The sequence below is a fragment of the Pseudomonas artemisiae genome (assembly GCF_057128685.1).
On record NZ_JBSKHS010000004.1, the window covers coordinates 278,278 to 290,278 of the forward strand.

Here is a 12,001-nt window from a genome sequence, read left to right on the forward strand (position 1 = left end):
CCGGTTCTTCAAGGTATGCAACTATGACTGCATCTACGCTCAAGGCAGGCCTGGCGGGTACCCCCTCGCCGCGCCGACGCCTGTTCCGCAACCCCGGCTGGTTCCTGGTCAGCCCCTCGGTCGTGCTGCTGCTGGCCTGGATGATCATCCCCCTGGCCATGACCCTGTACTTTTCATTGATTCGCTACAACCTGTTGTACCCCGGCGAAAATGCGTTCGTGGGGCTGGAGAACTTCTCCTACTTCCTGACCGATAGCGGCTTTTTGCCCGGCGCCTGGAACACCCTGGTGCTAGTGCTCAGCGTGCTGGCCATCAGCGTAGTGGGTGGCGTGCTGATCGCGGCCCTGCTGGAAGCGAGCGAGTTCTTTGGCCGTGGCGTGGTGCGGGTGCTGCTGATCTCGCCGTTTTTCATCATGCCTACGGTGGGCGCGCTGGTATTCAAAAACTTGATGTTCCACCCCGTGTCAGGCGTGCTGGCGGCGCTGTGGAAGCTGTTCGGCGCCCAGCCGGTGGACTGGCTGGCTGAATACCCACTGTTGTCGATCATCATCATCGTGGCCTGGCAATGGCTGCCTTTCGCGATCCTGATTCTGATGACCGCGATGCAGTCCCTGGATCAGGAGCAGAAAGAAGCCGCGCGGCTCGACGGCGCCGGGCCTCTGGCGATCTTCTGGCACCTGACCCTGCCCCACTTGGCGCGGCCAGTGGCGGTGGTGGTGATGATCGAGACGATCTTCCTGCTGTCGGTGTTCGCCGAGATTTTCACTACCACCAACGGCGGCCCAGGGTTCGCCTCTACCAACCTGGCTTATCTGATCTACAACCAGGCGTTAGTGCAGTTCGACGTAGGCATGGCCTCGGCCGGGGGCTTGATTGCCGTGGTCATCGCCAATATTGCCGCCATCGTGCTGGTGCGCATGATCGGCAAAAACCTGACCGACAAGGGCTGAGGCCAACTGAATGATGACGCTCAAGACCTCCCGGCGCCTGCAAAGCGCCGCCCTCGGAACCCTGTCCTGGCTGATCGCCCTGATCGTGTTCTTCCCGATCTTCTGGATGGTACTCACCAGCTTCAAGACGGAGCTGGACGCCTTCGCCACGCCCCCGCAGTTTATCTTCACCCCTACCCTGGAAAACTACCTGCACATTCAGGAGCGCAGTGATTACTTCCACTTCGCCTGGAACTCGGTAGTCATCTCGTTCAGTGCCACGCTGCTGAGCATGCTGATCGCGGTGCCGGCGGCCTACTCCATGGCGTTCTACGAGACCAAGCGCACCAAGCGCACCTTGCTGTGGATGCTCTCTACCAAGATGCTGCCGCCGGTAGGGGTGTTGATGCCCATCTACCTGTTGGCCAAGGGCGCCGGGCTGCTCGATACCCGCTTGGGGCTGATCATCATCTATACCCTGATCAACCTGCCGATCGTAGTGTGGATGGTGTACACCTACTTCAAGGACATCCCTCGGGACATTCTTGAAGCAGCCCGACTCGATGGCGCTACCCTGGCCCAGGAAATGATTCGCGTGCTGCTGCCCATCAGCAAGGGCGGCCTGGCCTCCACGGTGCTGCTATCGCTGATTCTGTGCTGGAACGAAGCCTTCTGGTCGCTGAACCTTACCAGTTCCCAGGCCGCGCCCCTGACGGCCTTGATCGCGTCCTACTCAAGCCCCGAAGGGCTGTTTTGGGCCAAGCTCTCGGCGGTTTCTACCCTGGCTTGCGCCCCTATTCTGATTTTCGGCTGGATCAGCCAGAAACAACTGGTCCGCGGCCTGTCCTTCGGCGCCGTGAAATGACCCAGGCCCGTTTGCTGGCCAAGCCAGCCTTGCTCACAAGGAATCGCCCATGGCTACGCTAAAAGTACGCAACCTGAAAAAAGGCTTCGAAGACCTGCAAATCATCAAGGGCATCGACCTTGATGTGCTGGATAAAGAGTTCGTGGTGTTCGTGGGGCCGTCCGGGTGTGGTAAGTCCACCCTGTTGCGGCTGATCGCGGGCCTTGAGGATGTGAGCGGTGGCCAGATCGAACTGGACGGGTGCGATATCACCGAGGTAACCCCGGCCAAGCGCGACCTGGCCATGGTGTTCCAGACCTACGCGCTCTACCCCCATATGACCGTGCGTAAAAACCTTTCTTTTGCCCTGGACCTGGCCGGCCGTGATAAACGTGAAATCGAGGGCAAGGTCAACGAAGCTGCCCGTATCCTGGAGTTGCAGCCGCTGCTGGAGCGCAAGCCAAAGCAGTTGTCCGGTGGCCAGCGCCAGCGGGTAGCCATCGGCCGGGCCATCGTGCGCAACCCGAAGATCTTCCTGTTCGACGAGCCGTTGTCGAACCTGGACGCCGCCTTGCGGGTGCAGATGCGCTTGGAGCTGTCGCGCCTGCACAAAGAGCTGCAAGCCACCATGATCTACGTGACCCACGACCAGGTAGAGGCCATGACCTTGGCCGATAAGGTGGTGGTGCTCAATGCCGGCCGGGTGGAACAGGTAGGCTCGCCCCTGGAGCTGTATCACCACCCCGCCAACCTGTTCGTGGCAGGTTTTCTCGGCACGCCGAAGATGGGCTTTCTCAAGGGCCGTGTGGGCAAGGTTCACGCCGAGGGCTGCGAGGTCCAACTCGATGCGGGTGCGCGCCTGGAGTTACCCCGTGTTAGCGCGGGCCTGACCGAAGGCGACGTAGTGACCCTGGGCATTCGCCCCGAGCACTTGGAGCTGGCGCAGCCAGGGCACACCCAACTCACAGTAACCGCGGACGTGAGCGAGCGCCTGGGTAGCGACACCTTCTGCCACGTACGCACTGATTCCGACGAGCCCCTGACCCTACGCCTGCGTGGTGACCTGGCCAGCCAATACGGGCAACGCCTGAGCCTGCACCTGGACGCCCAGCACTGCCACCTGTTCGACGCCAACGGCCTGGCCGTGCCCAACCCGCTGCGCGCCGCGGCCTGACATTCGGAGCCTTTATGACCACTACTTCTCTCACACTGAGCCTCGGAGCCTTGGACGACCTGCCCGAAGGCGTGAAGCGCCCGGCCTACCCGCCAGCGCTACTGACCCAGGGCATCGTGCACATTGGTGTAGGCGGCTTTCATCGCGCCCATCAGGCCTATTACACCGACGCCTTGATGAACCAGGGCAAAGCCTTGGACTGGGCCATTTGCGGCGCAGGCGTTCGCGCCGAGGACCGCAAGGCCCAGCACGACCTCGCCGCCCAGGACTTTTTCTATACCCTGTTCGAACTGGGTGACACCCCGGATACCGAGGTGCGTATCATCGGCGCGCTGCGCGATATGCTGCTGGCGGAGGATTCGCCCCAGGCGCTGATCGAACGCATGGCCCAGCCGAACATTCGCATCCTGTCGCTGACCATCACCGAAGGCGGCTACTGCATCGATGACAGCACTGGCGAGTTTATGGCCCACCTGCCGCTGATTCAGCAGGACCTGGCCAACCCGAGCGCGCCGAAAAGCGTGTTCGGGTTTATCTGCGCCGCCTTGCAGCGCCGCCGCGAGGCTGGCATCGCGCCCTTTACGGTAATGAGCTGCGATAACCTGCCCCACAACGGCGAAGTGGCGCGCAAGGCCCTGCTGGCCTTCGCCGATTTGGCCGGTGATGCCTATGGCGCGGGCCTGGCCCAGTGGATCGAACAACACGTCAGCTTTCCCAATGCCATGGTGGACCGTATCACCCCCATGACCAGCGCGGCCCATCGCCAGCAATTGCTGGATCGCCACGGCATCGACGACCGCTGGCCGGTGGTGTGCGAGCCCTTTGTGCAGTGGGTACTGGAAGACAAATTCTGCAATGGCCGCCCCGCCTGGGAAGACGTGGGCGTGCAGTTCACCGATGACGTGAGCCCATACGAGGAAATGAAACTCAAGCTGCTCAACGGCAGCCACCTGGCCCTGACTTACCTGGGCTTCCTCAAGGGCTACCGGTTCGTTCACGAAACCATGAACGACCCTCTGTTCACCCAGTACATTCGCGACTATATGGACCTGGATGTCACCCCGCAGCTGGCGCCAGTGCCGGGCATCGACCTGGCTCACTACAAAGACACGTTGATCGAGCGGTTCTCTAACCAGGCTATCGCCGACCAGCTGGAGCGCGTGTGTTCCGATGGCTCATCGAAGTTTCCCAAGTTCACCGTACCCACCTTGAACCGGCTGATCCGCGACCAGGGCGACCTGCGTCGCGCGGCCCTGGTGGTGGCAGCCTGGGCCCTGTATTTGCGCGGGCGGGATGAAAAAGGCCAGCAATACAGCATCCCAGACCCCCGCGCGGCCTTCTGCCAGGGTCTGGTGGCCGAAGATGAAGGCCTGGCTCAGCGGCTGCTGGGCAGCGAAGAGATCTTCGGGACTGAAGTGCCCGCCTCCGCGGCCTTTGTCGAAGCTTTCGAGCACCAGCTGCGGCAACTGCGCGCCCATGGCGTGGACGGCGCCCTCAAAGCCCTCAATGCCGAGAGGAATGCGCCATGTTCCTAGGCATCGACTGTGGCACCCAGGGCACCAAGGCCCTGGTACTCGATACGGCCACGGGCCGGGTGCTAGGGCGGGGCGCCGCTGAGCACAGCATGATCAGCGGCGCCAATGGCCGCCGCGAGCAAGACCCTGCTCAGTGGGTTAGTGCATTGATTACCGCCTGTAAAGCCGCCGTGTCAGAGGCCGGCGTGGAGGGCCAACGGATCCGCGGCGTGGGCGTCTCTGGCCAACAACATGGCCTTGTACTGCTGGACAGATACGGCCAAGTGCTGCGCCCGGCCAAGCTGTGGTGTGATACGGAAACCACCGACGAAAACGACCGCCTGCTTACCGAGCTTGGGGGGCCACAAGGCTCCCTTGCGCGGCTGGGGGTGGCCATTGCGCCTGGTTATACAGTGTCAAAGCTGCTTTGGACCAAGGCGCAACACCCGGCCATCTTCGAGCAAGCCCACAGCCTGCTGCTGCCCCACGATTACCTGAACTTCTGGCTGACCGGCCGGCGCTGCAGCGAATTCGGCGATGCGTCGGGCACCGGTTACTTCGATGTGCGCCAGCGCCGGTGGGACCAAGACCTGCTCGATGGGATCGACCCCTCTGGCCGCTTGAGCCGGGGTTTGCCGGAGCTCGTAAGCGCCGACCAGCCCATTGGTACCCTGCTGCCCAATGTTGCGGCACAACTGGGCATAAACGCCAATGCCGTGGTGGCCAGTGGCGGCGGCGACAACATGATGTCAGCCATTGGCACGGGTAATATCCGCCCGGGTTTGTTCACCATGAGCCTGGGATCGTCCGGAACGGTATGCGGCTATACCGATACGCCGGTGATATGCGACGAGCCTGCGGTGGCCACCTTCTGCTCGTCCTCGGGAGGCTGGCTGCCGCTGATCTGCACCATGAACCTTACTAACGTCACCAGTACCGTGCGGGGCCTGTTCGGGCTGGACCTGGCCGGCTTCAACCAGCAGGTAGCGCAAGCGCCCATTGGCGCCGACGGGGTACTGATGTTGCCCTTTCTCAACGGTGAGCGAGTGCCTGCGCTGCCCCACGCTACAGGCACGCTGTTAGGGCTGACCGCCACCAACCTGACCCCAGCCAACCTGTGCCGCGCCGCCGTGGAAGGCACCACCTTCGGCCTGCGCTATGGCCTGGACCTGCTACGCGGCGCGGGCATGCACAGCGCGGATATCCGCCTAGTGGGTGGCGGGGCTAAAAGCCCGGTGTGGCGGCAACTGGTGGCCGACGTCATGGCCACGCCAGTGGTCTGCACCAGCGAGCCCGAGGCCGCTGCGTTAGGCGCTGCGATTCAGGCGGCATGGTGCGCCGACGGCGGCGGGCCACGACGCCTGGAAGCGCTCTGCGCCGGCTGTATAGAAGTAAATGACAGCACCCGTTGCGAACCCGCGCCGGCACAGGTCGAAGCTTATCAAAAGGTATATGAGCGGTACCGCCAACATATTCCAGTGCCGTTGTAAGGATCGTTACATCAGAGACGTTGGTAAATTAAGGGTTATTAGTACGTAGAAAACACGCTTAAAACAGGCCTGCTATATTATTTACTTCAACCTGAACAGGCACTATGCTCTGGAGGCATACCCATTAGCCGGAGCCGCCGACAATGTCCAGACTCGCTGAATTTCGCGCTGCCGAAAAAGCGTTACAAGAGCAACTCGCTCAACTTGAAGTCATGAAAAACGATGCAGGCCTCAAGCGCGAAATCGAATTCGAGCAAAAGTTGCTTGATATGATGAAACACTATGACAAAAGCCTGCGTGATATTGTCGCACTGCTCGACCCTAGCAAAAGTTCCACGCCTCGCGCCGCGGCGGCGTCGCCTGTGCCCAAGTCCCGCCGCGCCCGTGTCGTCAAGGTTTACGAGAACCCCGAAACGGGTGAATTGATCGAGACCAAAGGCGGCAACCACCGCGGGCTGCGGGCCTGGAAAGACCAATACGGCGCTGAAACCGTAGAAAGCTGGGTACGCCGCTGAATGGCAAACGGCTTCACGCTTTTTTCACAGGCCGGCGCGCAGGATGAAGATCGCTAAAGGAATAGCGCCCCATATGCCCGCTTCGGCGGGCTTCTTCTTTTTGGCCTTGAGCCAGCCTTCATTCCTGCCGTGCCCCCCTTCCCTGAACCCCTCTTCGTTAAGCAAGAAACTGGAGTCCCTATGACCCTTAGAGAACTCGACACCGTGCCAGGCGTTACCGCGCAGCCGGAAGCGGCCACTCACGGCTTCGTATTCAACCACACCATGTTGCGGGTCAAAGACATCACGCAATCGTTGGACTTTTATACACGCGTATTGGGCTTTAGCCTGGTTGAAAAACGTGATTTCCCAGAGGCCGAATTCAGCCTGTACTTCCTGGCGCTGGTTGATCGCGAGCGCATTCCGGTCGACGCCGTTGAGCGCAACCGCTGGATGAAAGGCATTCCTGGCGTACTTGAACTGACCCACAATCACGGGACCGAGAAAGACGCAGCCTTCGCTTACCATGACGGCAACAGCGACCCTCGCGGGTTTGGTCATATTTGCGTTTCGGTGCCAGACATCAAAACAGCCTGTGCTCGCTTTGAAGAGCTTGGCGTGAGTTTCCAGAAGCGCCTGAGCGATGGCCGTATGAAAAGCCTGGCGTTTATTAAAGACCCAGACGGTTATTGGGTAGAAATCATCCAGCCTACACCGCTGATTGACGCGTAATAAAAAAGGGCCGATTTAGTATCGGCCCTTTTTTAGTTGAGCGGCTGATTGGCTTAAGAAGCTTCTCTCGAATGACAAGGCTGCACCCATGGGGCACCGCTTTTATCATGCAACCCGTGCCGATTCGCGAGCTAGCGCTCCCGCCTACAGGCAGGGTCAACGATGCATACCCCATGTAGGCGCGAGCACAGCTCGCGAAAACAACCTAGCGCTTACTTCTTGGCGCCATGGATCTCTTTAATCACCGAGTTCTCGCGGTTGATCATCACGTACTTGCCGCTGATCTCAACCCACTGGGCATTGTCGTCAGGGGCGGTCAGGCCTTTGCTTTTCCAATCCTTGATGGCCGTATCGTCACGGGTGTACGGGTCAGGTGCCTTATCGCCGTGGCTATAGCATCTGCCATGGCCGAGGAAATCCGTCCATACCTGGTCCGCCTTGCAGTCGCTTTTTACTTCGTCGGTGGCATTCGCCAGCAATGGCGTCATGCACAAGAAACCGGCCAGCAGTACCGCAGATGTTGTGTTGCGCATCGTTCACCTCGTTTCACGCGGGTTACGGCCCGCTTCCGATGGCCTCCAATGTTTCAGAGCGCCTGTACCTATGAAAACCGAACGGGGTGGAAAGTTTCTTCCGTCGCCTGCGGCAAGTCGTCCTTCGCCCGTGCTATACCCTTTTTGTTTGCAACAGTAGAATCCCTGCAACTGTGGTCGTATGCAATGCTCCGCCCGCACCGCCCCGCCTTGCTCGAGTGAACCTTGATGTCGTACAGCCCGCGTATTCCAATAAACGATGAAAGCAGCCTATACCGCTTGTTGGTCGATGCCGTTACCGACTATGCGATTTACCTGCTGGGCCCGCAGGGTGAGGTCACTAGCTGGAACACAGGCGCGCGTCGGCTCAAGGGCTACGAGGAAGCAGAAATCCTCGGCCAGCATTTCTCGCGTTTTTATACCCAAGAAGACCGTGCGGCAGGCCTGCCCCAACGCGCACTACGCTTGGCCGCCAACGCTGGGCGCTTCGAGCAGCAAGGCTGGCGGGTGCGCAAGGATGGCACGCGGTTCTGGGCCAGCGTGGTGATCGACCCTGTCGTCGATGAGGCGGGTACCTTGATCGGTTATGCCAAGGTCACGAGGGATATCACCGAAGCTCGAGATCGAGAGCTTGCTTTGGGCCAAGCCCAGGAAGCCTTGTTCCAGTCGCAAAAAATGGAAGCGCTGGGCCAGCTGACCGGTGGCATCGCCCATGACTTCAACAACCTGCTGATGGTGGTACTGGGCAGCCTGGAAATGCTGCGCAAACGCTTGCCCGCCGACCCACGCATCAGCCCGTTGCTGGATAACGCCATTCAGGGCGCACAGCGCGGGGCGGCGCTCACCCGGCGCATGCTGGCGTTCGCGCGGCGTCAGCAACTCTGCCTGGAGCCCATCGACCTGCTGGCGCTGATTCGCGGCATGTCCGAACTGCTGCAAAGTTCGCTTGGCCCACGGGTGCATATCGAAACCCGTTTCCCGCTGTGGCTGTCCCCGGTGATGGGTGACATCAACCAGCTAGAGCTGGCGGTGCTCAATCTGGCCGTAAATGCGCGAGACGCCATGCCAGAGGGCGGCGCCTTGATCATCGAGGCACGTGCTCACACAGTGGATATACAGCACCACGGCCTGCGCCCTGGCGACTATGTGTGCCTCTCCCTGCGCGATACCGGGGAAGGCATGGACGCCCCTACCCTGGCCAGGGCAACGGAACCTTTCTTTACCACCAAGGCGCCCGGCCAGGGTACGGGGCTGGGCCTGTCCATGGTTCACGGGCTGGCCGAACAATTGGGCGGGCGTTTTGTGCTTAGCAGCACTCGCCCGGGAGGCACCACCGCTCAGTTGTGGCTACCGGTGGCGCACGATCAGCTCACAGCGTCGACCTCCTCCCAGACACTCAGCGTTTAGGGCGCTGGGTGCTGCCTGTCCTGCTCCGGCACTTCGCTGGTATCGATACTGACCACCACAGACATACCCGGTCTCAAACGCCGGGCGTTGGGTTGATCCGGGTCTACCAGAATGCGCACAGGGATGCGCTGGGCGATCTTGACGAAGTTACCCGTGGCGTTGTCGGCTTGCAGCAGGCTGAACTCTGAACCGGTGGCGGGGGAAATTTCCTGCACCCGGCCCGTTAAGCGCGCATGGTTAAAGGCATCCACGGTAAAGGTGGCAGGCTGGCCAATCCGCACCTCCGCCATCTGGGTTTCCTTGTAATTGGCGACCACCCAATAGGTATCAGGCACCAGGGCCATCAGCTGCGCGCCGGAATTCACCCAAGCCCCCAGGCGCACACCGACTTGCCCCAGTTGGCCGTCCCGCGGGGCCAGCACGCGGGTGTTGGCCAAATCAATACGGGCCAGTTCTAGGGCCGCCTGGGCATTGCTCACGGCGGCCACCAAGGACTCTCGGTTAACGTCCGCACTGCGCAGGTCTTCTTCAGCGATACGCACCGAAGCCTGGGCCTGAGCCAAGCTGGCGTCGGCCTGGGCTGACGCGGCCCGGCTGACATCCAGCTCGCTTTGGGAAATCGAACCGTCGGTGACCAGCGCCAAGCTCCGGCGCAGGTCGGCCGCAGCCTTGCGTCGCTGGGCCTCGGCGCTACCAATGGCAGCCTTGCGTTGTTCCAAGGTAGCCTGGGCGCTGCGCTTTTGCTGACGATTATTGGCCAGCGCTGCCTGCTGAGACGCCAGATTGGCCTCGGCCTGGGCCAGGCGCTGGCGATAGATACGGTCGTCGAGCCGTACCAACAGGTCACCGGCTTTGACGAACTGAAAATCCTGCACCGGCACCTCAAAGACATAGCCGCTCAGTTGCGGGCTGATAAGGGTGACTTGGCCTCGGATCAGCGCGTTTTCGGTGCTCTCGATGGCACTGGCGAAGGGTGGCAGCTGCCAGGCGTAGAGCACCACGGCCACGCCCAACAGCGCCAGGCCGCCAAAGGTCAGGGCAGACAACACCCGAGCCTTGGGCGAGCGTGGTTGTACGGCGTCCACCGACGGTGGCGTCTGCCCTTCGGGGGTGGCGGCGATGGCCGTGGTGGTGGTCGCTTGAGGGGCTTGGTTCGGTTCGGTCATGAAGGTTTGCCAGGGGTTTGAGCGTTTGCCGCCGCCTGCGCGGCGCGCGTTTTAGTCGCCAGCCAGAGCACGCGCACTGACATCCAGATCAAGGTCAGAATAGCGATGATGGCGATCAGCATAAATACGTCGTTGTAGGCCATGACGTTGGCCTCTCGGGTAGCGGCCGACGCCAGAGCGCGCACGCCTTGAGTGGCCCGGGCCTGCGTATCGCCAATGGCCTGGGCATAGGCCGCCGCGCCACTTTGCACCCTGGCCGCAACCCTGGGGTCGGTTGCCATCAACTGCTCGACGATCAGGCTGGAGTGGAATTTTTCCCGGATCACCTGCCAGGTGCCCAACAGGGCCGAACCTAGCAAGCCCCCGAGGTTTTGCGCGATCCCGAACATCACCGAAAAGCTCACCAGGTTGCGCGGATTGGCGATCACGTTGCGGGTGCCCAGCACCATGGTCGGGCCCAGGAAGAACGTACTGCCGAACGCCAGCAGAAATTGGCTGACATAGAGTTGCGGGGGCCGGGTGATATTGCTAGAGAAGCTGTCCATCAACGCGCCGATGGCCATCAGGCCTACCGAGAGCAAGAGCGGCCTGAACAGGTGATCCGGGTCGATGGTCAAGGCGCTGATGACCAGGCCCGCTACACTGCCGATCAACATCACCATATAGAGGCCGAACAGCTGCTCGCTGCCCATGTTCAGGTACTGCATAAAGCCCACCGCACCGGTGGATTGCTCCGAACCCACCATGCGAATGAGCACCACTGCCAGGCCTAGGCGCAGGATTGGCCCACTGCCCAGCCAGCGGGTCATCAGCAAGGGGTTGCGGCGGTTATGCTCAATGCACAGCCCTACCAGGATCAGCACGATAGCCGCAGCCAAGGCGATGCCGATCCAACGGGCCTCCAGCCACCAATCGACCCGCCCCAGCGATAGCACTGCCACCAATAGGCCAATACCCGGCGCCAGCAAGGCAAAGGTCAGAAAATCCAAGGGTTCGAAGGTTTTGAAACGGTCCCCTGGGGGCAGCTTGAGCCACAGTACACAGCCCAGCGCGCTGATCGCCAGGCCCAGCTCGAACAGGTACAGCCCGCGCCACTCAGCGATTTGCAGCAGGTCCTCGGACACTAGCCGAGCCATGGGCAGGGCCAGCTGGGCCGTGCCCAAGCCCAATACCAAGGCTTTGAGGCGCCATTTCGCAGGCAGCGCCTGGATCATGTAATACAGGCCCAGGGAACTGAGCGCTGCCCCCACCATGCCATGAGCAGCCCGCACGGCGATGGCCGAACCCAAATCGTTGACGAACAGGTGCGCCAGGGTCACGACCACGTACAGCGCCAGAAACACCTCGGTAAAGGCGCGCAGGCCGAACTGCTGACGGAACTTCACCAGCAGCAGGTTCATGGTGACGTTGGTCATCACATAAGCGGCCGGCAGCCAGGCAATCTCCGCGCTGGTCACGCCCAGCGCCCCTTGCAGGTAAATCAGGTTGGCGGTAACCAAGGCGTTGCCCAGCCCTCCCGTGATGCCCACCAGCAGGCCCACTAAGGCATAGGCGACGCGGCGCGGGGTGGGATGCACCGGGGTCGAGGGTGAACCCGGCAGGTTGGGCTTTTCATGGGGTTGCCATGTGCGTGGCGCGTACCGATCCATACCCTCACCTGAAGTTGCCTGTGGCTTAGTAACAGAGGGCGGCAAAAAGTTTCGATCCGTTTCCCCAAC

The 12,001-nt window shown here is 61.3% G+C and carries 11 protein-coding genes and 1 pseudogene; 8 read left to right on the plus strand and 4 right to left on the minus strand.

The window, feature by feature from the left end; genetic code table 11:
• Nucleotides 1–23: 23 nt before the first annotated feature.
• The 6 genes from ACWKV4_RS07440 (at nucleotide 24) to ACWKV4_RS07465 (ending at nucleotide 6,466) form a co-directional block, all read left to right on the plus strand.
• A complete protein-coding gene (locus ACWKV4_RS07440) occupies nucleotides 24–950 on the plus strand; it encodes a carbohydrate ABC transporter permease (RefSeq protein ID WP_483831426.1) in 927 nt (308 codons plus the stop codon).
• A 10-nt stretch (nucleotides 951–960) separates the two neighbouring features.
• Entirely contained in the window at nucleotides 961–1,794 is an 834-nt protein-coding gene (locus tag ACWKV4_RS07445) for a carbohydrate ABC transporter permease (RefSeq protein ID WP_483831427.1), read from the plus strand.
• A 49-nt stretch (nucleotides 1,795–1,843) separates the two neighbouring features.
• On the plus strand, nucleotides 1,844–2,947 hold the full coding sequence (locus ACWKV4_RS07450) for an ABC transporter ATP-binding protein (protein WP_483831428.1): 1,104 nt from the start codon (nucleotides 1,844–1,846) through the stop codon (nucleotides 2,945–2,947).
• A 14-nt stretch (nucleotides 2,948–2,961) separates the two neighbouring features.
• Nucleotides 2,962–4,482 carry a mannitol dehydrogenase family protein gene (locus ACWKV4_RS07455; protein WP_483831429.1) on the plus strand — a complete coding sequence of 507 codons (1,521 nt, stop codon included), beginning with the start codon at nucleotides 2,962–2,964 and terminating at the stop codon, nucleotides 4,480–4,482.
• Nucleotides 4,473–5,951, plus strand: coding sequence for a xylulokinase (gene xylB / locus ACWKV4_RS07460; protein ID WP_483831430.1), 1,479 nt, complete (start codon nucleotides 4,473–4,475; stop codon nucleotides 5,949–5,951). The genes ACWKV4_RS07455 and xylB overlap by 10 nt, the downstream gene beginning before the upstream one ends.
• A gap of 143 nt (nucleotides 5,952–6,094) precedes the next feature.
• Nucleotides 6,095–6,466 (plus strand): histone-like nucleoid-structuring protein, MvaT/MvaU family, encoded by a 372-nt coding sequence (locus ACWKV4_RS07465; RefSeq protein ID WP_483831431.1) that lies wholly within the window; start codon nucleotides 6,095–6,097, stop codon nucleotides 6,464–6,466.
• Nucleotides 6,467–6,490: 24 nt separating this feature from the next.
• Here ACWKV4_RS07465 and ACWKV4_RS07470 read toward each other — a convergent pair whose 3' ends face one another.
• Nucleotides 6,491–6,631 carry a hypothetical protein gene (locus ACWKV4_RS07470; RefSeq protein ID WP_483831432.1) on the minus strand — a complete coding sequence of 47 codons (141 nt, stop codon included), beginning with the start codon at nucleotides 6,629–6,631 and terminating at the stop codon, nucleotides 6,491–6,493.
• Nucleotides 6,632–6,646: 15 nt separating this feature from the next.
• Between ACWKV4_RS07470 and gloA the strand changes: the two genes are divergently transcribed.
• Nucleotides 6,647–7,177 carry a lactoylglutathione lyase gene (gene gloA, locus ACWKV4_RS07475; protein ID WP_483831433.1) on the plus strand — a complete coding sequence of 177 codons (531 nt, stop codon included), beginning with the start codon at nucleotides 6,647–6,649 and terminating at the stop codon, nucleotides 7,175–7,177.
• Between the two features lie 212 nt (nucleotides 7,178–7,389).
• On the opposite strand, the gene ACWKV4_RS07480 is transcribed toward gloA, so the two are convergent.
• A complete protein-coding gene (locus ACWKV4_RS07480) occupies nucleotides 7,390–7,710 on the minus strand; it encodes an RcnB family protein (RefSeq protein WP_483831434.1) in 321 nt (106 codons plus the stop codon).
• A gap of 273 nt (nucleotides 7,711–7,983) precedes the next feature.
• On the opposite strand from ACWKV4_RS07480, the pseudogene ACWKV4_RS07485 reads away from it, so the two are divergent.
• Nucleotides 7,984–9,093: pseudogene (locus ACWKV4_RS07485) on the plus strand (ATP-binding protein); the annotation flags it as partial.
• A gap of 20 nt (nucleotides 9,094–9,113) precedes the next feature.
• On the opposite strand, the gene ACWKV4_RS07490 reads toward ACWKV4_RS07485, so the two are convergent.
• On the minus strand, nucleotides 9,114–10,283 hold the full coding sequence (locus tag ACWKV4_RS07490) for an HlyD family secretion protein (protein WP_483831435.1): 1,170 nt from the start codon (nucleotides 10,281–10,283) through the stop codon (nucleotides 9,114–9,116).
• The gene (locus ACWKV4_RS07495; protein WP_483831436.1) at nucleotides 10,280–11,932 is read right to left on the minus strand and encodes an MFS transporter; all 1,653 of its coding nucleotides are present in this window, start codon (nucleotides 11,930–11,932) and stop codon (nucleotides 10,280–10,282) included. Before ACWKV4_RS07495 ends, ACWKV4_RS07490 begins: the two co-directional genes overlap by 4 nt.
• Nucleotides 11,933–12,001 lie beyond the last annotated feature (69 nt).

Excerpts from the sequence above, each read along its gene's own strand:
- ACWKV4_RS07440 (WP_483831426.1), top strand. The coding sequence starts at position 24 with ATGACTGCATCTACGCTCAAGGCAGGCCTGGCGGGTACCCCCTCGCCG.
- ACWKV4_RS07445 (WP_483831427.1), top strand. The coding sequence starts at position 961 with ATGATGACGCTCAAGACCTCCCGGCGCCTGCAAAGCGCCGCCCTCGGA.
- ACWKV4_RS07450 (WP_483831428.1), top strand. The coding sequence starts at position 1,844 with ATGGCTACGCTAAAAGTACGCAACCTGAAAAAAGGCTTCGAAGACCTG.
- ACWKV4_RS07455 (WP_483831429.1), top strand. The coding sequence starts at position 2,962 with ATGACCACTACTTCTCTCACACTGAGCCTCGGAGCCTTGGACGACCTG.
- xylB (WP_483831430.1), top strand. The coding sequence starts at position 4,473 with ATGTTCCTAGGCATCGACTGTGGCACCCAGGGCACCAAGGCCCTGGTA.
- ACWKV4_RS07465 (WP_483831431.1), top strand. The coding sequence starts at position 6,095 with ATGTCCAGACTCGCTGAATTTCGCGCTGCCGAAAAAGCGTTACAAGAG.
- gloA (WP_483831433.1), top strand. The coding sequence starts at position 6,647 with ATGACCCTTAGAGAACTCGACACCGTGCCAGGCGTTACCGCGCAGCCG.
- ACWKV4_RS07480 (WP_483831434.1), bottom strand. The coding sequence starts at position 7,710 with ATGCGCAACACAACATCTGCGGTACTGCTGGCCGGTTTCTTGTGCATG.
- ACWKV4_RS07490 (WP_483831435.1), bottom strand. The coding sequence starts at position 10,283 with ATGACCGAACCGAACCAAGCCCCTCAAGCGACCACCACCACGGCCATC.
- ACWKV4_RS07495 (WP_483831436.1), bottom strand. The coding sequence starts at position 11,932 with ATGGATCGGTACGCGCCACGCACATGGCAACCCCATGAAAAGCCCAAC.